The organism is Rossellomorea marisflavi, assembly GCF_022170785.1.
GTDB classification, from domain to species: Bacteria; Bacillota; Bacilli; order Bacillales; family Bacillaceae_B; genus Rossellomorea; species Rossellomorea marisflavi_B.
This window is the reverse complement of sequence record NZ_CP081870.1, coordinates 4,175,031-4,194,997: the sequence shown is the minus strand read 5'-3', so window position 1 is coordinate 4,194,997 and position 19,967 is coordinate 4,175,031. Positions and strand designations below refer to the sequence as shown.

The 19,967-nt window shown below is 47.5% G+C and carries 20 protein-coding genes and 2 pseudogenes; 15 read left to right on the top strand and 7 right to left on the bottom strand.

The annotated features are described in order from the left end of the window. The first annotated feature begins 179 nt into the window (after positions 1–179). The 3 genes from yeiL to K6T23_RS21570 all read left to right on the top strand — a co-directional run bounded on the left by yeiL (position 180) and on the right by K6T23_RS21570 (position 2,483). A complete protein-coding gene (gene yeiL, locus K6T23_RS21580; protein WP_238283305.1) occupies positions 180–854 on the top strand; it encodes a transcriptional regulator YeiL in 675 nt (224 codons plus the stop codon). An 11-nt stretch (positions 855–865) separates the two neighbouring features. Further along, complete coding sequence (locus K6T23_RS21575) at positions 866–1,567, top strand: tubby C-terminal domain-like protein (protein ID WP_238283304.1); 702 nt, start codon at positions 866–868, stop codon at positions 1,565–1,567. 109 nt (positions 1,568–1,676) lie between these two features. Continuing rightward, positions 1,677–2,483, top strand: a complete 807-nt coding sequence (locus tag K6T23_RS21570) for an MBL fold metallo-hydrolase (RefSeq protein WP_238283303.1) — start codon at positions 1,677–1,679, stop codon at positions 2,481–2,483. A 39-nt stretch (positions 2,484–2,522) separates the two neighbouring features. Here the strand turns inward: K6T23_RS21570 and K6T23_RS21565 are convergent, their stop codons facing one another. Further along, complete coding sequence (locus tag K6T23_RS21565; RefSeq protein ID WP_056539629.1) at positions 2,523–2,741, bottom strand: TIGR04104 family putative zinc finger protein; 219 nt, start codon at positions 2,739–2,741, stop codon at positions 2,523–2,525. A 161-nt stretch (positions 2,742–2,902) separates the two neighbouring features. Between K6T23_RS21565 and ytvI the strand changes: the two genes are divergently transcribed. Next, complete coding sequence (gene ytvI / locus K6T23_RS21560) at positions 2,903–3,961, top strand: sporulation integral membrane protein YtvI (RefSeq protein WP_079514034.1); 1,059 nt, start codon at positions 2,903–2,905, stop codon at positions 3,959–3,961. A 53-nt stretch (positions 3,962–4,014) separates the two neighbouring features. On the opposite strand, the gene K6T23_RS21555 is transcribed toward ytvI, so the two are convergent. The 5 genes and pseudogenes from K6T23_RS21555 to K6T23_RS21535 form a co-directional block, all read right to left on the bottom strand. After that, the gene (locus K6T23_RS21555; RefSeq protein WP_238283302.1) at positions 4,015–4,818 is read right to left on the bottom strand and encodes a sulfite exporter TauE/SafE family protein; all 804 of its coding nucleotides are present in this window, start codon (positions 4,816–4,818) and stop codon (positions 4,015–4,017) included. An 84-nt stretch (positions 4,819–4,902) separates the two neighbouring features. Then, a pseudogene (thrS, locus tag K6T23_RS21550) lies at positions 4,903–6,813 on the bottom strand (threonine--tRNA ligase). Positions 6,814–7,490: 677 nt separating this feature from the next. Beyond that, positions 7,491–7,865: a hypothetical protein gene (locus tag K6T23_RS21545; RefSeq protein WP_238283301.1), complete on the bottom strand. Its 375-nt coding sequence runs from the start codon at positions 7,863–7,865 to the stop codon at positions 7,491–7,493. Positions 7,866–8,088: 223 nt separating this feature from the next. Further along, positions 8,089–8,651: pseudogene (locus K6T23_RS21540) on the bottom strand (TVP38/TMEM64 family protein). After that, entirely contained in the window at positions 8,648–9,094 is a 447-nt protein-coding gene (locus K6T23_RS21535; RefSeq protein WP_238283300.1) for a MarR family winged helix-turn-helix transcriptional regulator, read from the bottom strand. The pseudogene K6T23_RS21540 and the gene K6T23_RS21535 overlap by 4 nt, the downstream one beginning before the upstream one ends. Positions 9,095–9,252: 158 nt before the next feature. On the opposite strand from K6T23_RS21535, the gene K6T23_RS21530 reads away from it, so the two are divergent. The 6 genes from K6T23_RS21530 (at position 9,253) to K6T23_RS21505 (ending at position 14,974) form a co-directional block, all read left to right on the top strand. Next, positions 9,253–9,630 carry a GntR family transcriptional regulator gene (locus K6T23_RS21530; RefSeq protein ID WP_238283299.1) on the top strand — a complete coding sequence of 126 codons (378 nt, stop codon included), beginning with the start codon at positions 9,253–9,255 and terminating at the stop codon, positions 9,628–9,630. After that, the gene (locus K6T23_RS21525; protein WP_238283298.1) at positions 9,630–10,511 is read left to right on the top strand and encodes an ABC transporter ATP-binding protein; all 882 of its coding nucleotides are present in this window, start codon (positions 9,630–9,632) and stop codon (positions 10,509–10,511) included. Before K6T23_RS21530 ends, K6T23_RS21525 begins: the two co-directional genes overlap by 1 nt. Next, positions 10,492–11,100 carry an ABC-2 transporter permease gene (locus tag K6T23_RS21520; protein WP_238283297.1) on the top strand — a complete coding sequence of 203 codons (609 nt, stop codon included), beginning with the start codon at positions 10,492–10,494 and terminating at the stop codon, positions 11,098–11,100. Before K6T23_RS21525 ends, K6T23_RS21520 begins: the two co-directional genes overlap by 20 nt. A 71-nt stretch (positions 11,101–11,171) precedes the next feature. Further along, on the top strand, positions 11,172–11,645 hold the full coding sequence (locus tag K6T23_RS21515) for a hypothetical protein (protein ID WP_238283296.1): 474 nt from the start codon (positions 11,172–11,174) through the stop codon (positions 11,643–11,645). Between the two features lie 123 nt (positions 11,646–11,768). Then, on the top strand, positions 11,769–12,527 hold the full coding sequence (locus K6T23_RS21510) for an ABC transporter ATP-binding protein (protein WP_238283295.1): 759 nt from the start codon (positions 11,769–11,771) through the stop codon (positions 12,525–12,527). Beyond that, positions 12,524–14,974, top strand: coding sequence for an FtsX-like permease family protein (locus K6T23_RS21505; RefSeq protein ID WP_238283294.1), 2,451 nt, complete (start codon positions 12,524–12,526; stop codon positions 14,972–14,974). Before K6T23_RS21510 ends, K6T23_RS21505 begins: the two co-directional genes overlap by 4 nt. Positions 14,975–15,233: 259 nt before the next feature. Here the strand turns inward: K6T23_RS21505 and K6T23_RS21500 are convergent, their stop codons facing one another. Beyond that, a complete protein-coding gene (locus tag K6T23_RS21500) occupies positions 15,234–15,668 on the bottom strand; it encodes a GNAT family N-acetyltransferase (protein WP_238283293.1) in 435 nt (144 codons plus the stop codon). Between the two features lie 137 nt (positions 15,669–15,805). Here K6T23_RS21500 and K6T23_RS21495 point away from each other — a divergent pair, with 137 nt between their 5' ends. From K6T23_RS21495 to K6T23_RS21475, 5 genes are all read left to right on the top strand, one after another. Next, positions 15,806–16,261 (top strand): MarR family winged helix-turn-helix transcriptional regulator, encoded by a 456-nt coding sequence (locus K6T23_RS21495; protein WP_238283292.1) that lies wholly within the window; start codon positions 15,806–15,808, stop codon positions 16,259–16,261. Positions 16,262–16,333: 72 nt separating this feature from the next. Further along, positions 16,334–16,843 (top strand): arsinothricin resistance N-acetyltransferase ArsN1 family A, encoded by a 510-nt coding sequence (locus K6T23_RS21490; protein WP_420493486.1) that lies wholly within the window; start codon positions 16,334–16,336, stop codon positions 16,841–16,843. Further along, on the top strand, positions 16,840–18,141 hold the full coding sequence (locus K6T23_RS21485; RefSeq protein WP_238283290.1) for an NAD(P)-binding domain-containing protein: 1,302 nt from the start codon (positions 16,840–16,842) through the stop codon (positions 18,139–18,141). Before K6T23_RS21490 ends, K6T23_RS21485 begins: the two co-directional genes overlap by 4 nt. A 172-nt stretch (positions 18,142–18,313) precedes the next feature. Next, entirely contained in the window at positions 18,314–18,640 is a 327-nt protein-coding gene (locus K6T23_RS21480) for an ArsR/SmtB family transcription factor (RefSeq protein ID WP_238284495.1), read from the top strand. 13 nt (positions 18,641–18,653) lie between these two features. Beyond that, positions 18,654–19,949 carry an arsenical efflux pump membrane protein ArsB gene (locus K6T23_RS21475; protein WP_056539998.1) on the top strand — a complete coding sequence of 432 codons (1,296 nt, stop codon included), beginning with the start codon at positions 18,654–18,656 and terminating at the stop codon, positions 19,947–19,949. Positions 19,950–19,967 lie beyond the last annotated feature (18 nt).

Here is a 19,967-nt window from a genome sequence, read left to right as displayed (position 1 = left end):
CATTCTGAGAAAAACACGTCTTTCCACCCCCCTTATGACTATGGTAGATTTTAGATATTATAACTGGAGGTGGGAAGAATCGACTTCATCCTTGATACGTTAGTGGGAGTTGGACTCGTATTTATGATCCTGATCACCTTTCTTCTTTATACATTGTGGAAAAAAGGAAGGTAAGTGCCATGAAGAAAATCACAGGTTCCACAAGACAAAGCATCATGAAACGTCATTCCATAGGGTCCTTCTTTTCCTTTCCCATGGAACGGCATCTGGAAGTCCACGTGTTCGAGCGTGATGAATGGCTGATCCGGGAAGGGACAAGGCCGGACTATTTTTATTATGTAATCGAAGGAAAGGCGAAAATCTATGTGACATATTCCAACGGAAAAGTCTCCTTGATCAACTTTGTGAATGCCCATGACTTCATCGGTGAGATGGAGCTTGTGAACGAAGTATATTATTCTAAGGGAATCCAGGCACTTACAAGAACGGTCTGCTATGCTGTTCCACTCGAATCATTCCGCGATCAGCTGCTAGAAGACGCCACGTTCTTGAGGGAGTTGACCAAGTTCCTTACGTTGAAGGCGACTGCCATGTCGGCCAAGTATTCTCAAACCCTGTCTTTTCCACTCGAGAATCGACTGGCCGATTTCATCCTCCAGACGGCGGACGGTACTGTCTATAAAGAGAAGCACGTGACGGTCTGCGATTTCCTTGGCGTTTCGTACAGACATCTCCTTCATGTGCTCTCATCCTTTACACAAAAAGGATACATCAGGAAAGAAGGAACCCGTTACATCATCATCGATGCCAGGGCACTTGAGGTCCTGGCCGAACTTCTGAGAAATGAAAGCTGAAAGTAGGGAAAATGTTGATCCAATTACTCTTTTATTTTGTCATGGTCATGGTCGTGGCCTTGTTCCGCTATCTTGTCTTCGATGCCGTTGATCCCGAGCTGTTGGGAGCGGCCCTCCTTTTTCCCGTCGGAGCCCTTATTCTGTATGTATTGACCAAACATATCGAAAAGAGAGAGCAGGCATACGTTCCGAAGGATGTGAAGGGGTGGAGCTTTTATCACCTTCAACGGTCCTTCTCCGTCCCGAAGCCTTTATTCGAAGGAAATCAAAAAAGAGGGTATCTTAAGCGATATTACGAGAGCAAGCGCCGTTTCATCATCGGAGAGATGGTCAGTTCTAACTGGTACGTCTCCTTGGAGATCAAGATTGATGGAGATCTCTATCAGGTTAAATGGTACCGGGAACGCCGGTTTTCCATGAAGGAGCATTGGGAAATCGTTCGGAACGGAAAGCTGATCGGCCAAGCGGAGACACTGGCGAACTCAAAGGGGATAGGCAAACGGAAGGAAGTAATCGAATTCCGCATCAGAGAGCGGACGCTTCAAACGATTACCAATCCGGTCACCTCGACGATATCGGTGCATTCGGGTGATGCTGCAATCGGCACTTTGAAGCGGAATCATACGGTGAGTAACGTTTCGGTCATGGAAGTCGGGAACCGTGACCTCGAGGCACTGGTGGCGCTCATCCTGCATCATTTTTATTTCAAGTAAGTCATGAAAGGAGTGGGGAGATTCCTGCTTCTTTTTCTTCTGAAAAAGTGAGTGATTATTCATTCATGTGGTACAGTAGAGAAAAGAGAAATGACGGGGAGGGTTCTACGTGCTTTTTAAACAAAAATCATGTCAAAGTGAGCAATCAGGAGTTCGATTGTTCGAGTGTAGACAAGAAGCATTCAGAGTTCAATTGAATTGCTATGCGTTTGCAGCCGGCGATGTCCTGATTGATACCGGTTCGCATTCGTTGCGTAGCCATTTCCGACCGTTCATTGATGAGGTGAATCCCGAAATGGTCTTGATCACGCACCATCATGAGGATCATATAGGAAACGCCTCTTATTGTAACAGCAAAGGAATCCCGGTCTTGATGAATCCTCTTTACCGTAAGGAATGTAAGGAAAAGGCAACCTACCCCTTTTACAGACGGGTATTCTGGGGTAAACGTCCTGCATTCCAATCAGAGCCGTTGCCTGAGGTCATCCATTCCGGACGGGATGTGTTTAAGGTCATCTCCACTCCGGGACATGCCGCCGATCACGTTTCATTCCTGAAAGAGTCAACCGGGCAACTATTCTCGGGGGACCTCTACGTTTCTCCTAAAACGAAAATTGTACTGCGGGAAGAAAGCATACCTGCCATCATCCGCTCGATCAGAGAAATACTCACGTATGACTTCGACGAGATGTTCTGCTGTCATGCAGGCTACGTGAAGAATGGAAAAAAAGCCATGAAGCTGAAGCTTGAGTACTTAACAAAAATTAAGGAAAAGGTGACGGCCCTGCATCATGAGGGCCTTGGAGTCAATGAGATTCAACAGACTATGTTCCCGAAAAAGTACCCGATCATGTCATTTTCCAGAGGAGAATGGGACTCCAAACATATTGTTTCGTCCATTCTCAAAGAATTATAGAAACCGGCGCGATCCCTTACCGATCATGCCGGTTCAGATTCACCAGAGGGGCTCTTTCTCTCCGCTCAGCTTGATGATGAAAGGGAAAAGCAGAATGGCCACCACACTGATGAATCCCAGGCTCATCATCCTCTGCGACTCGGCAGAAATATATTGGGTGGTACCACAGTGAGGACAGCTTTTTCCTTCTTTGGAGAAACCAAGCCTCCAAATATCTCGTCCCTTCCATTTATTCTGACAGCTTGTACAAGCCACCACGTTGATCAACTCCTTTGCACTTATTTACGGATGGACCACTAAACAGGTTTCATTGAGATTTCGATTTTTACTAAAGATTTACTTTCCTTCCTATACACTTTAGAATTAAAGTACTATAGTGGCAGTTGCCTATTGGCTCTCAGAAGGAAGGTTATTGATAGTTGAATCGAGTTCTAGTTAAACGCGTCATCATGTTTGTGCTTCTCCTTGTTGCTTTTGTGTTTGTGTATATTTACTTTTCGGTGTTCCTCCCCATATTCCTTGCCCTTTTGACAGCCATGGTCATGGAACCGCTTGTCAAGTGGGTGAAGAAGCTCCTTAAATCTGAGAAACGTCTCCTACCAGTCATCATCGTCTTCACCACGTTCATGCTCGTGTGTGCATGGGGACTGTATTTCACGGTGACAAGGGTGTTTAATTCCTTGTATGAATGGTCGTTGAATATTCCGGTCTACGCAAAGGATATTCAGATTTTTGTCAATGATCAGGTGATCCGCTTCAATGAATTCATCGATGAAGTCCCGCAGGGTGATCGGATTGTCAAAGAGATCGAGAAACAGTCCCAAGGACTGACCGACACAGCCGTGCATCTGACTTCGCAGCTGATCAATGCCATCGGTTCAGCGCTTCAGTCAATTCCAAATATGGTATTTGTCACTCTGATCTATCTCATCACCTTTTTCCTCTTCAGTCTGGATCTGCCGAAGCTTTTGAATATGTTCTTCAATTTCTTCAAGCCGGAAACATCGGGTAAACTTCGCTTTGTATTCCAGAAGATGAGCAAAGTGTTCATGGGGTACTGGAAGGCTCAATTCATCTTGAGTATCGGAGTATTCCTGATCACCTACATCGCATTATTATTCATCTCGCCAAAGGTTGCTCTCATCATGAGCATCATTATCTGGCTCGTCGATATCATCCCCCTTTATGTGGGACCGGCACTGGTGCTTGCGCCATGGGGCCTACTCGCCATGATTCTGGGAGACATGAACGGAGGACTGGCTTTGATCGTTCTCGCGGCTGTGATCACCATCGTCCGCCGTGCCATCGAGCCGAAGATCCTTGGGGACTCGATCGGCCTTGCTGCCTTGCCGACCGTGTTGACCATGTACTTCGGATTCGTCTTCTTCGGAGTGATGGGGCTGATCCTTGGACCATTCGTATATATCGCCATCCGCTCTGCCAAGGAAGCGGGCCTTTTCCAACTGAATAAAGGATAAAAAAACGGGGACGAATCCGGTGCAGGTCAGCACCGGATTCGTCCCCGTTTTATTTACGCCACAATCATCATGATGATCACGACGGCCAGTATGGCAAGATAGGCTTTTGAAAAGATTCCGTCAGGCAGCTTCTGTGCCCATTTTCTTCCGAATGGGACCCCGATGAACCCCCCTATCGTGAAACCTACAAGAGCAGGGAGATAAATGAATCCAATTGTGGATGCAGGCATATGGTCTACCTGCAAACCTGAAACCAAGTAGCTGATTGCCCCTACAATGGCAATGGGGAGACCGAGTGGGGTCGCCAGTGCGACAGCATTCAGCATGCGCATGCCATGTTTCCGGAGAAACGGGATGGTCATGACGCTCCCACCGATGCCGAGGAGGGTGGAGATGAATCCGATCCCTGTACCGAAGACAGTCGCAGCCTTTTTTCCTGGAAGCTCAAAGTCATCGTCCTCCCGATCCGAGGTGAACGTCTTCTTCACCAAATTGCTTATCAGGATATAGGAGAGCAGGGCGATGAAGAGGTATCGCAGCACCTCGCTGTCGATGAAGATGGCCACGATTCCACCGATGAGCGATCCAATCGCAACGAACCAGGCCAGCTTCTTGAAGACAGACCACTTGATGTTTCCTTTTCTTGAGTGATTATAGGTTGAGTTGAATGAGTTGATGATCATGACGGCAAGGGATGATCCGATGGCTGTGTGCATGAGGTATTCATGAGGGATCGTGTCGGGCAGGAATGCATACAGCACCGGTACTACGACGAAGCCCCCACCGAAACCGAACATACTTGAGAGAATCCCGATCAGAATCCCGATCAAGCCGAACATGATAAGAGAAACAGTCATGTTGACACCTTCCTTGTTGGATTGAGGCAGCTTTATCTTTTTAGGATACGCTACTTTTTGGCATTCAACAAGGCGACTTTCCCATCATTGCTTGTCGCGGATCTGATCTCTTACCTTTTCAACGAAATCATTTACGGGGTATTCCTCAAGCTTCTCGCTTCCATAGCGCCGGACGGTGACGGAGCCACTCTCTTTCTCTTTATCTCCAAGCACAAGAATATATGGAACTTTTCGCATTTGTCCTTCGCGGATCTTCTTCCCCAGCTTTTCACTCCTATTATTCAAAGAGGTACGGATTCATGCCTGGCGAAGTTTCAGCACAACGCTTTCGGCATATGGCGTGTGCGCATCCGAAACGTGGATGACCTCGACCTGCTTAGGCGCGAGCCAAAGGGGGAACGCTCCTCCAAAGTGCTCGATCAGGATGCCGAGGAAGCGATCTATGGAACCGAAGACGGCACGATGGATGACGACTGGGCGCACTTTCTCGTTTTCTTCATTCACGTATGTCAGATCGAACTTCTCGGGAAGCTGGAAGTCGAGCTGGACTGTCGCGCACTGATGGCTGCGCTTGATGGCATCCCTGATGTGGATATCGATCTTCGGTCCGTAGAAAGCCCCGTCTCCTTCATTGATTTTGTATGGATAACCGATTTTCTTTAATACGTTCTCCAGAGCAGACTCTGCTTGGTCCCAAAGATCAGGATGTCCCATGAAGTCATCCGGCCGAGTGGAGAGCTCGATTTCGTAGCTGAAGCCGAATACCCGATACACATGATCGATGATCTTCAAGGCTAGGGACACTTCTGCCTCGATCTGTTCCGGGGTCACAAAGATATGGGCGTCATCCTGACAGAAGCTACGGACGCGCAATAAGCCATTGAGGGCCCCGCTGAACTCATGTCGATGTACTTGACCGAACTCTGCCATTCGGATCGGCAGGTCCCGGTAGGAGCGGAGACCATTCTTGAAGATCAACATATGTCCAGGGCAGTTCATGGGCTTCAGGGCAAACGATTGATCGTCGACCTGAGTGAAGTACATATTTTCTTTATAATGATCCCAGTGGCCGGACTGCTCCCAAAGGCGCTGATTCATCATCAGGGGAGTGCGTACTTCCTGATAATCGTACGATGTCTGGAGGTCTCTTAAGAAGGATTCCAGCTCATTCCGGATCAACTGTCCGTTCGCCAAGTAAAAGGGCATCCCCGGAGCTTCTTCAGAGAACATGAACAGGTCGAGCTCCTTCCCGAGCTTACGGTGATTCCGTTTTTCCGCCTCTTTTAGAAAAAGGAAGTGCTCCTCCATTTCCTTATTCGACGCAAAGGCAACCCCGTAGATCCGTTGAAGCATACGGTTGTCGCTGTCCCCGCGCCAGTATGCCCCTGAGGCACTCATAAGCTTGAAGTGCTTCACCTTGCCAGTGGATGGCGCATGGGGGCCACGGCATAAATCATAGAAATCCCCTTGTTGGTAAACAGTTATGGCTTCACCGGCAGGAATATCTTCAAGCAGTTCCAGTTTCAATGGATCATGAGAGAAAAGGTCCTGCGCCTCATCCTTTGTCACTTCTTTTCGGAGGACAAGAAGATCCTCTTGAACGATCTGTCCCATCATGTCCTCGATCTCCACCAGATCCTCCGGGACTAAAGCTTTTTCTATATCGATATCATAATAGAATCCGTTCTCGATCACCGGTCCTACTCCGAAAGAGGCGTCCGGATACAGTCGTATGATCGCCTGGGCAAGGATATGGGCAGCCGAGTGGCGTAAGACACCGATTCCCTCCTGAGAACCTGCATCGTAAATGGCAATGTCAGCGTCCTCAAGAATCGGTCGTGTCAAATCAACCGTCGTTCCATTCACACTCCCTGCCACGGCTTTTTTGCGTAAGCCCGGGCTGATCGACTGAGCGATATCGGTCAGTGTGACACCTTGTGGGAATTCTTGTTGTTGACCATCTGGAAATTGAATCCTAACGTGTTGATTTGACATCTTCTTTGTCTCCTTTTCTATAAAAATAAAAAAACACATGACGTCCCAAGAAGGGACGAGCATGTGTTGATTACCCGTGGTTCCACCCAAATTCCCACCGCAAGCGGTGGCTCATTGAATATGCTGTAACATCGCATAAAACGGCGCAAGTTTCCAAGCGCGGCTCAAAGGGAGTAAAACCGGATGCTGCATTGGGGAGCTTTCAGCCTTGTCTCCCTTCTCTGTAAACCGTTCATCCTGCCTCGTATCCTCGTCATGGCCTAGTCGATTGATTAAATTGTTACCAACTATACCAGAGTAAGAAAATAATGTAAATAATTTATTTTCCTGATAATTCTGTTGGGTTTTAAAGTTGATTGATCACTATTTTAAATGGGCTATAAAAAGCTCTTCATTATTCGTAATAATAAGCATTTGTCCAATGGTAATCTTTATTATTGCTTTTACACCATTTAACAAAGTCCTTTTTTTGTTCTTTTTTAAACGTAATCCAATCATTCAAAAGTTCTCTGTAATAGTTAATTTCGTCATCAATATTCTTCCTGGTTTGTGTGCACTCTACCTTATCATTTAACTGCTGTAAATTGGAAATAAGGATAGTATCTTCTTCAATATTGCCCAAATATAAATCTTCAGATATATGGTGAAACGAATACCAAAGTGAGTAAAAATTAATATTAATTAGTTTCAATAATGATAGCTTTTTCCACCAGATCTTCTGTTTGTAAAAACAAGCCATACCACCTATATGGTCCTGGTTCTTTAGGATTTTTCTTGATCCATTCCTCAAGTATAGGCTTTAATAAATTTTCTTCTAAAGGGTGAACAAGTAAGTGGTGAATATTGTCTGATGATTCAAATAAAGTAAATAGCCAACAAGCGAAATTCTGTTGTTTGTCATTATCCCATTCCCTTGCTTCATCTATAAAGGAGGATAAAGCTTTAAAGGATTCCTTCCGTAGCCCTTTTTCCTTGAGAACACAAAACTTTTTGAATAAAGGGTATTCATCTAATCTGTCGTTTTTCAAGACATTAGTATAGATATCTTCCATTTTGCACTTCCCACCTCTTTTCAAATTAGTCGCCATTGATCGAGTTGCCGACCCTTATGTTTTCAAAACCGAACAGTGTCCTCATTGTTCACCGGAACACGTTTAGAATTCGGACAAGTATCAATTATCAACATTTACCTTTAACAGAGAGTTCATAATAAATAGGCTTCCTATGGTTAAATAGTGTCGAGCATTCGTAATTATTATTCATCATACAGGAGCTTCAACTGGATGGTCGTGAATAAAGCCTTCGGAGGGTAAGGAAGATGAAAATTCCTGCAAGGGAGGCAAGTATCCATTTCCCCATCCCTGTCCACTGAATGACCTGATATACCGAGAATCCCTCTATTAAAATGGCAGGGATTTTGCCAAGGGAACTTGCCGCAGCGAAGATCGGCCAGGGCGTTTTGCCGATAGCCGCTATGAACGTCACCAACCCCGATGGTACAAAGGGCATGATCCTAAGGGAAGGATAAGGAGAAACGAATCCTTTCCAGAGGCCACTAGCAGTCTCTGAACTTTGGGGTTGGAGAACCCCTTCCGATCCTTCAGCTGCCCGAAGCCTTTACGATAAAGGAAAAAGGCGATGAGGGCCCCGATTACCTCCCCGATGAATGACACGCCGATTCCACCCCAGAGGCCGAATACAGCGAGGTTTGCAGCAGTCAAAAAGACGCTGGGAACGACGCCTAGAACGCTGATGACGATATTCAATACGATGCTGATGACGACGGCTATCGACTCATAGGCTAGGAAGAGGTCGATCGTCTGCTGCTGCCAGTTCACTCGTCGTCCCCTTGACGATCCATGACGATTCCTTGAAGCTTACGCGCAATGTCTCGCATCTGCTTTGTTTCATCGATGCTTAATTGAGCGTAATAGTGATCAATGATGTATTGATCGACGAGTTCATACTCTTTGAAGTATTCCTCGCCCTTTTCCCCCAGGGTCAAAAATGTTTCCCTTCGATTGTCTGGATTGATGGATCGATTTACATAACCGTCTGATTCGAGTTTTTTAACAAGCTGGCTCACGGAGCTCATGGACAGGTTGAATTGTTCCGCCACGTCCTGAATCTTAGTTTTCCTGATTTCATAGACATATTTCATGATCATGAACTGCTTAGGAGGGATTTCGTGGTTCAATGTCGCAAAATGATGTTTCAGAAGATGGCTGTTGATGGAGTTGAAGATGGATACGGCTTCTTTGATATAGTCAGCTTGATTCAAGTTTATTCACCTCTAACTGTTTATGTTGTTAAACTATTTAATACATTAAAATATTTGAGAGCTCGGGTCAATTACAACCGTTTTGGAAATTCCTATTGTATATATTGTATATATTGTGTATATTGTTACATATAAAGTAAAAAGTGAGAGGTTCAGGTATGAAAATCCTAATTTCAAATCGCTCCAAGAAGCCGATTTATGAACAGATCAACGAACAGGTGAAGGAGCAGATCATATCGGGGCATCTTCCAGCCGGAAAGAGTCTGCCATCCATGAGGCAGCTGGCAAAGGAACTCAGCGTAAGCTTGATTACGACGAAGCGTGCGTACGAAGAGCTCGAGAAGAATGGCTACATTTACTCTGTTGTTGGAAAAGGGTCGTTCGTTGCTGATCAAAACAGCGAGCTGATAAAGGAAGAGAAGATGAAGGGGATTGAAGAGCAGCTCTCTGCAGCCATCCGGAGCGGGAAGGAAATGGGAATCGCCCTTTCCGAACTCCAAGAGTTGCTTGATATGTTATTTAGGGAGGAAAACTGATGGAGAATGCAATTGAACTGAGGAATGTGGAGAAACGATTCAACGGCTTTGAAATCAATGATTTTTCATTGGAAGTGAAGAAGGGATTCATAACAGGATTGATCGGGGGGAACGGTGTCGGAAAATCCACGACGCTCAAGATGATTCTGAACCTGTTGAAGCCTGACCGTGGAGAGCTGAAGGTGTTCGGGTTGAACTACAGCGATCATGAGAAGGATATCAAAGAACGGATCGGCTTCGTATTTGATGAGAATGTCTTCTACGAGCAGCTGACACTCCACGAAATGAAGAAAATCGCGAAGTGGTCCTATTCCAGATGGGATGATAACGTGTTCGAACAATATGTAACGATGTTCCAGCTCCCATTGAAGAAGAAGCTTAAGACTTTTTCGAAAGGGATGCTCATGAAGGCCTCCCTGGCCGTCGCATTTTCCCATCACGCAGAACTTATCCTGATGGATGAACCGACGGCAGGTCTTGACCCCATCTTCCGCAGGGAGCTCCTCGATATTCTTCATAGCGTGATGGAAGAGGGTGAGAAGACGATCCTTTATTCCACTCACATTACGACGGATCTTGAAAGCGCGGCCGATTACATCACGTTCATTCATGACGGTCGGCATATTTTCACGAAACCTTATTACAAGATTGAAGAAGATTATGCATTAATCAAGGGCGGGCTTGAACTGCTGGATGCAGACACGGAGAAGGAGTTTGTCAGCTTGAAGAAGACGAAATTCGGCTTTGAAGCCCTGACGGCAGACCGGGGGAAGGCCGAGGACCTCTTCGGCGGTCATGCCCTCATTGAGGCACCGACGTTGGAGGATATTATGTACTACACGAAGAAAGGGGACCGGTTCCATGCTTCAGTTAATTCGTAAGGATTTCATGCTCCACCGGAATATCCTCGTGATCCTATTGGGCGTCTTGATCCTCTATCTCGTCCTGGGGGCTCCGCCGATTTGGGTGGGGCTGGTCTTCATTCTGGTTCTGTCGATGTCGACGTTCGGGAACGATGAGAAAGCGACGATTAATCTCCTCTTGAATTCCCTTCCGTTCACCCGTAAGGAAATCGTCAGTTCCAAGTATCTCAGCGTTCTGATCTATACGGTTGTCATCACGGTGCTGCTCTACGTGGGGAGTCTGATCATTCACGAAACGAACATGGAATGGCAAGGAATCATCTTCATGACGATGCTGTCCCTCCTGTCCCTTTCCTTCATGTTGCCGTTTGCCTACCAGTTTGCATCCAAGTATTTGATGATTGCCTTTCTTGTGCTGTCCGCTGTCTACTTTGCCGTCGTGACGATGTTCGTCCCCAATTTGAATGACATCATCAGGGAATTCGTCGGGACGCTGGTCTCCCTGCAAAGTGCCATTCCCTATCTGATGGTCTGTGCGGTGGTCCTGTTGGTCTTCGCGCTCTCGTGGGTCCTATCGATCCGGATTTATGAGAAAAAAGTATTTTAGCCTGATCCGCTCATATTAATCCAGCTTCATGGAGACAATACGCTTGAAGATTCATTGAGGAGGGCGTATTGATGACGAAGCATCCAAGACTCTTGTTGTGGTTGATCTTATTGGTTCCGTGGCTGTCGGCTCCATTCCTTGGGAAGGAAACGATCAAGCGATACGGATTGACCAGCTTGTTCATAAGTGTATTCATCAGTTTAGAATCAATCCTCGCCAAGAAGAGAAAGTGGTGGTGGTTTTATGAAAAGCTTTTCCCAGGGGCATATGGAGAAATGCCACTCGTATGGGGACAGTTTTTCATTGGAACCCTCTGGATCATGAAATTTTCTTACGGGAAGATATTTCGTTTCTTGTTGACAAATCTTGTGACCGATCTGTTCTTCATCTATCCATTTTCAGCTTTTCTTAAGAGACAAGGGCTATTCTCATATGTCAGGTTAAATCAGATCCAGGTGTATGGTGTCTTTTTCTTGAAGTCGATTCTGATATATTTGTTCCAGATGGTAAGGGGAGCAATTGGAAAGAAGGCACCTATAGAATGATACGGAATAAGACCCGGGGCTTTTACATGCTTCTGGTCTTTTTTATTGAAAAATTTGAAGGAAACGCTCATTGGTTGTAAAATTACAACAATAATGGATAGATTATCTTGAATGGGGTGGCTCATGAGTCAGTCGGTATTGGAGATCAGCAATTTACATAAGAAGTACCAAGGTGCAGGTCACGAGGTGAACGCCTTGAAGGGGGTATCATTTTCCCTGGAACAGGGGGAGATGCTGACCATCATGGGAACAAGCGGTTCTGGAAAGAGCACGCTCCTGAATATCCTCGGAGCACTGGATGAGCCGAGTGGAGGTTCTATCATGCTGAACGGAGAAGAGAAAACCCGATTTTTCAAGGAACCGGATGCCACCCTCTACCGTCGCGATCACATCGGGTTCATCTTCCAGTCATTTAACCTTCTAAAGGACCTCACGGTTGAAGAAAATATCGGTCTGCCCCTGGTGTTGAAAGGCGTGGAGAAGAACATAGTGAAGCAAAAGGTGGAAGAGATGCTGGGTCTCGTGCAGCTTTCGGATTGGCGTAAGCACAGGCCGGTCGAGCTATCCGGAGGGCAGCAACAGCGTGTGGCCATCGGGCGTGCCCTGATCACTTCGCCTCCCATCATCCTTGCAGACGAACTAACGGGCAACCTGGACTTCAATACAAGCAGGGACATTTTACATATGCTAGTCGAACTGAAAGAAACATTCCAAAAAAGCGTCATCGTGGTCACCCATGATCCGAATGTGGCGACCTATGGGGACCGGGTCCTCTTCTTCCATGATGGTCAGATCGTGGATGAACACCGGTGTAAAGGGAGTGGCGACCTTTCAGCCATCCTGAAGAAATTCCAGATGATCATGGAGCTACGCAATCAATGAGGGGCATGAAGACGATCTTCGCCACCTCCATGCGCTTCCTGAGGGCAAATCCGTTCATCACCCTGTCTTCGATTCTGAGCGTCTGTCTCTCCATCTCCCTCGTTCTCACCATGATTCTGTTTGCCATGAATGCCAAGCAGACGGTGAAGGATGAAGTCACGGAAATGTTCGGGACGATGGATCTGTCTGTGGGATATGATACCGCCGATAACGGGGTCATCGATCAGGATTTCCTTGACCGGCTGACCGCAATGGAAGGTGTAGAAGAGACGTCCAATGTCCTCATATCTCAGCTTGCTCTTTCTTCATTCGGAGGCGAAGCCCCAACTTACAGTCTCGGGGTCGGTACCGATGAGCTGGTCAAGAGCCGCTATCATTTCAAGAAAGAGGTGGGGGAAGGAGAGATCATCATTAATGAGTCCCTTGCCAAGGCTCTAGGAGTGGGGGTAGGGGATGAGTTGAAGGTGGAAGGGAAGACCCTTTCCTTGATTGAGACGTTCAAGGACAATACGGGAACGGGGGTTGTGCCCGATATCCTGATTCTTTCTTATGATGACGTGAAGCGCTTCATGGGTGGGGACATCGAAGCCACCTATGTGCTGGTGAAGACGGCAGCAGGAACAGACAATCTCAAGCTTGCGACGCAAATCAAGGGATTGGATGAGGGACTCCGCGTCGAACTGGCAGAAGAGAATCCGTATCTGACAGCGAATCTGTCATCCCTCTCCATCTTTATTTATGTCCTTAGCTTCTTCGTCCTGATCGTGACCTCACTCCTGATCATCTCGAACTTTGAAACGTTCTTATACAAATATAAACAGCAGTTTGCCATCATGAGGTCGATCGGGGCAACTGCGAAGCAGCTCTTTGGAATCATTTTGATCCAAAGCAGTGTCATCACGGCAACAGGCGCCTTCCTTGGTGTGGGGCTCGCTTACCTCAGTCAGCGCTATGTCCAGGGTTTCCTCCAGGATTGGATGGGCATCGCTGTGGCACGTGGAGACTTCCATACCGGCACCGCCCTTTGGGTGACTGTGGCATGTGCCTTCCTGATCCAGCTGTTTCTTCTGGTCCCGGCCCTTAAAAACGGGAAGACCCTTCCATTGAAGGTCATGCAGGAGAATGAGGAGCTCTCGTTCTCCACCACGGGCAGGAGGTTCATAGGCAGGGCCCTGCTCATCATAAGCATCGTCGTGCTGGTATTCGGAAAGCTGGTGGCGGTGGACGAGGAGAATCAGGTGTTGTGCGTGCTTGCTGCCGCGACCATCTTCACCCTTTCCATTTTCGTCCTGTTCCCACTCTATCTCTCACCGATCCTGAAGAAGAGCGCGCCCTTCCTGCGGAGAGTTGGCGGAAATGCTTCCTACGTCGCAATCCGGAATGTCATTCCCCAGGTGAAGAAAAATACATTCGTGATTCTCACGGTGAGCATGATGATGATCATTGCCGTATTTGGATCCGTCATGCTGAAGACGATCCAGAACAATGAAGCCCTGTATCTGAAGAGCCAGTTTCCGACTGAAGTCGTGTTGCAGTCAAGACTGGAGTCGACATCCCTTGATCCATTCAAACTGAAGGAATCAGTGGAAGAAAAAATACCTGGTTCTGAAGCAAGCTTCATCAGTACCTATACAGGGGCCGCCCTTATGGAAGGGGATTCCCGATTGGACGTGACGGTCCTGAGGGGTGATCTGGATGGGATGGTGGAGCAAGGATTCATCGATGAATCATTCAGTGATGAGGATGGTGTGATTGTCTCTGAACCTTTTGCCAGGAAGCATGATTTAAAAGCGGGGGACCGCCTTCAATTGGAAGCATTCTCGAATGATTTGGAGGATTATGTTCCGTTGAACCCTTTAAAGGTAGCCGCAATCGAAGGTGAGTTATTTGATACGGATATCCTATTGGATTGGAAGGACGATACGTTCAGTGACGCAGGATTTGCGAGGATGTTCGTCAGCGGAGGGGATCCCGGGCAACTGGAATCATTGAAGGGTGAGTTTCCGGAACTGCAAGTCCACTCGTACGGGCAGTCTGTTAAAGAATCGAATGAAATGTTCCAACAGCGCTGGTCCATCTTCATCATCTTCCTTGGCGTGATGCTTCTGAGCGTCACAATCGGTGTCTTCAACACCCTATTGAACAATATTCATTCGAAGCGTAAGGAGTTTGCCATATTAAGGACCCTGTCACTTACCAGGAAAGGAATCATCAGTGTGATCCTCACACAGGTGCTATTATACATCATGATCGGATTAAGTCTTGGTATCGTGGTTGGAGCCGTCATCTCCTATATCATCAATATCATTGATCCGGGACCGCTGGCCATTAACTACGGCATCATAGGAGGGATTGTCCTTACGATGGTGGTGACGACCCTGATCATATTCACCCCTCTCGCCTACCGCATCGGGGGAAGGAAGCTGACAGAAGAATTGAACGAATAAGCCCTGATTCTGTCACATTTGGACGCATCCGGATAGGGTTGTTTTCAAGGCTGTTGTGTTACAATGGGCGTATCAATATCCATGAAGGGTTGGTTATACATGAAGAAATTCTGGATCATTTTGGGTATGATCTTATTGTTCTTTATTTTCGGTGGTCTGATCACGATGTATATCACGGGTAACGTGCTGAATTGATAAATTGCCTGGGAACGCTTGAATATAAGCATTCCCAGGTTTTATTGTTTCACGTGAAACGCTTTCATTTATGCATGACGATCCTGGTGTCATTCTTTGTGAAGGAGTGCCGTTCATAAAATCCTTCCGCAGGAGATCCCGGAGAGGTGAGGAGGTAGATCGACTCAATTCCTTCACGGTTCAGTTCCCTTTCCAAGTGAGAGAGGAGCGTGGATCCAATTCCTTTTCCCTGGATGGATGGGTCGACGCAAAGCTCTGCGATATAGAAGGTCATCCCTTTTGATGTCCTTTTGGCATTCCCTGCAATGAAGCCGGCGGGCTTTCCATCAATGTGCTGGGTATAACCGCGGAACTTTGGTGTGCTCAGGAGGTCCGACAGCCGTTCCGATGCCGACTCCACGGTCCATGTTTCGTTCCAGGGCGGAGAATTGAATACATCGATGTACAGGTGGATGCAATCAGTCAGTTTTTCTTTGGTGAGAATCGTTAGTGATGACATTATGCCGCCGTCCTTTCTAGGAAATAGGATTGTTTCACACATAAATAGTAGACTATTTTCAAAAAAAGAAAAAGAATAATACCAATAGTTGACTTAATCAACTATTGGTATTATCATGTAAGCAAGGAAGTGATTCTATGAATAAAGAAAAGCAGAGTGAGATGCGCGAAATGCTTCAGCAGCTTGTCAGGGATTTCGGATTATTGCAACGAGATGGATCCGACTGCTGCGGAATCACGGTCACGCAAAGTCATATTGTGTATGAGCTTCAGAAAAGCCCTGCTATCTCCCTTCAAACGCTGGCTCAAAAGCTGGTGATGGATACGGGTATGCTAAGCAAACAAGTAAACAAGCTTGTAGAAATGGAGCTCCTTTCCCGGACAGCCGATCCAAAAGACCGGCGCTACGTGCTCCTTGCCCTGACAGATGCAGGTGAAGAAAAAGCGGACGAAATTGCTGGTCAGATGCTCCAATACATCGGGAATATTTTTCAGTTCATAGATCCGGCAAAACACGATCAGGTCATGGAAAGTATGAGTTTCCTCCTCTCGGCTATGCGCCAGAACGGAGGAAATGGAAGCTGCGCCACTTGATGGGAGTGGTGTTGCTTTCGGGCTAATAGTTGATAAAGTCAATAAATGACCAATTCAAATGGAGGTGGTGGAGTGATTCGTCATGCTACAGAAAAGGACCTACCAGCGATCCTGTCGATATACAACGAGGGGATTGAAGACCGGATTGCCACGCTGGAAACAGATCAAAAAGACGCAGTCTACATAAACCAATGGTTTCAAAGTCATACGGGTCGATACATCGTACTGGTTTCTGAAGGAATGGGTGGAATCAACGGATATGCAAGTATTCAACCGTACAGCCCGCGTGCGGCCTACGCCGGGGTGGGCGAGTTGTCAGTTTATATCAGGCGGGGAGCAAGAGGGCAAGGGATCGGCGGGCAGCTTCTGAGGAACCTGGAGGAGGAAGCGGCCAAAAAACAGTTTCACAAACTTGTCCTCTTCACCTTCCCGTTTAATACCCTGGGGCAAGGGCTCTACAGGAAACGTGGATACCGGGAAGTGGGAATCTTTAAGGATCAAGGAATACTGGATGGGAAATTTGTCGATGTCATGATCATGGAAAAAATTCTACCAACTAACCAAAAGGAGAAAGAATTATGAACCAATCATCTCAATTACCAGTTGCCATCATCGGAGCGGGACCAGTCGGATTGGCAGTTGCCGCTCATCTTATCAGTTACGGTCAACCGTTTGTCCTATTTGAAGCAGGAGAAGCGGTCGGAGCGAATATCAAGACGTGGGAACATATCCGCCTCTTCTCACCTTGGAGGTATAACATGGATAAAAAATCAGTGGAGCTGTTAAAACGCCAAGGGTGGCAGGAGCCGGATCTCGAAGCGCTGCCGACAGGACGGGAGCTGGTCGATGACTACCTCATCCCCCTTTCTGAGACCGTTGGGATAAAGCCTTATCTTGAACTGAATGCAAAGGTTTTGTCAATCAGCAAGAAAGATCGCGATAAGATGAAGACGGCAGGCCGTGATGAAGTCCCGTTTGTCCTCTACGTCGAGCGTGACGGGGAAGTCTCCAAGGTTGAAGCGCAGGCCGTCATCGATGCTACGGGGACCTGGGGGAACCCGAACCCGGCCAATTCAGATGGTGTCTGGCTTTCCGGTGAGCGACGTGCCAACGAACGATCATTCTATGGCATGCCGGATGTGACGGGTAAACATCGTGAACGGTACTCCGGAAAAAATGTGGCTGTTGTCGGGAGCGGGCACTCCGCCATTAATGCCCTCCTTGAACTGGCAACACTGAAAGAAGCATACCCTGAAACGGGAATTGTCTGGATCATCCGTAAGAAAAGCGTCCGTGAGGCTTACGGTGGTGAGGAGAAAGACGCTCTTGCTGCCAGGGGAGAACTAGGGAGCCGCATCCATCGCCTCGTCGATTCCGGCATCGTCCAAGTATATGAAGGATTCAAGATCGAGCAAGTGAGGTCTGCTGATGATGGAACGTTGATCATCAAGAATTCCACAACTGAAATCAAAGGAGTGGATGAAATGATCGTCAGCACGGGCAATCGCCCGGACCGCAGCATTTTCAGCGAACTGCGGACGGCGATCGATGAAGCGACAGAAAGTGTGAAAGCCCTCGCTCCTCTCATTGATCCGAACGTCCATAGCTGCGGGACAGTAAGACCGCATGGTGAGAAGGAACTCAGTCAGCCGGAAAAAAACTTCTACATTGTCGGAGCAAAGAGCTATGGCAGGGCTCCTACATTCCTCATGGCAACCGGGTATGAGCAAGTAAGGTCTGTGGTGGCACACATAAGCCAAGACGAAGAGGCCGCCTCGAAAGTGGAACTGGAACTCCCTGAAACCGGCGTATGCAGTGTGACCTTTTCAAAACCGGCCACAACAGCGTCTTCCTGCAGTGCATCAAGCTCCTGCAGCTGAGTGATGAAACACTGAAACACGGGGACGGTTCCGATGCGACAAAAGGTGTCGCATCGGAACCGTCCCTATGCGTTTTTATATAAGTCGTTGATTATATAAGTGGTTCATTATATAATTCGTACATACAAATGAATGTGCAGGGAGGGGATTGGTGTTGACTACGATAGCAGCTATGGATGCAAAGAGGGTTTCGGCTTGTATGAAGACGCTTGGTGACCCGACGCGCCTGATGATGATGAAGCTGTTGAGCTCGGATGATTATTGTGTCTGTCAGTTCGTGGATATGTTTGAAGTGAGTCAGCCGTCCATCAGCCAGCATTTGAAAAAGCTGAAGATTGCCGACTATGTGAATGAAGAACGAAGGGGTCAGTGGCGCTATTTTTCATTAAATGCCGCGTGTCCGGAACATGAATTGATCCAGCTGATCCTTCAACAAATTCCCGACAGCGATGAGGTACTTCAACAATTGAGATGCAGGGGCGAGAACGCAACCTGCTAGAGGAGGAATTATGTTGACAGAAGTAATATTGGCATCGGTGATTTTCCTGATCACACTGGTGCTGGTCATATGGCAGCCGAAGGGCTTGTCGATCGGCTGGTCTGCCTGCGGCGGTGCAATCTTGGCTCTGCTCTTGGGAGTGGTCACATTCAGTGATGTCATCGATGTTACATCGATTGTATGGAACGCTACCCTGACCTTCATTGCCATCATCCTGATATCACTCATTCTCGATGAAATCGGGTTCTTTGAATGGGCAGCCCTTCATATGGCCAAAGCGGCCAAGGGTAGCGGGGTCCGCATGTTCATCTACGTTTCGCTTTTAGGGGCCGTGGTGGCAGCCTTATTTGCAAATGACGGAGCGGCATTGATTCTGACGCCTATCGTCTTGGCGATGGTTAGGAATCTCAACTTTAATGAGAAGCTCGTATTTCCTTTCATCATGGCGAGTGGATTCATTGCGGATACTACATCGCTTCCCCTTGTGGTGAGCAATCTGGTCAACATAGTATCGGCAGACTACTTCAACATCGGATTCGTGGAATATGCTTCACGCATGATCATCCCGAACTTCTTCTCCCTTGGAGCAAGCATACTGGTTCTCTATCTCTTCTTCCGAAAGAGCATCCCGGGGAAATATGATGTGTCCCAGCTGAAAAAACCGGTGGACGCCATCAAAGATGAGAAAATGTTCAAGCTGTCGTGGGTGGTCCTGGCTGTTTTGCTTGCGGGCTATTTCGTCAGCGAATTCATCGGGATTCCCGTCTCCATCGTAGCGGGGATCGTCGCAATCTTTTTCCTGATCATGGCGAAACGAAGTCCCGTGGTGAACACGAAGACGGTCATCAAGGGTGCGCCATGGGCCATCGTGTTCTTCTCGATCGGGATGTATGTGGTGGTATATGGACTTCGCAACGCAGGTCTCACTGATATCCTTTCCGATGCCATCCAGGCTACGGCGGACCAAGGGCTGTTTGCGGCAACGATCGGAATGGGCTTCATTGCGGCCATCCTTTCCTCCGTCATGAATAATATGCCGACGGTGATGATTGACGCGATTGCCATATCGGATACGAATACGACGGGGGTCATCCGGGAAGCCTTGATTTATGCGAATGTCATCGGCTCTGACCTGGGGCCGAAGATCACCCCAATCGGTTCCCTCGCCACCTTGCTATGGCTTCATGTATTGTCCCTTAAGGGCGTGAAGATCTCTTGGGGAACATACTTCAAAACAGGTATCATCCTGACGATCCCGACCCTGTTCATTACCCTGGTCGGACTGTATCTCTGGTTACTGATCCTATAAAATCACACTACTCGTTGT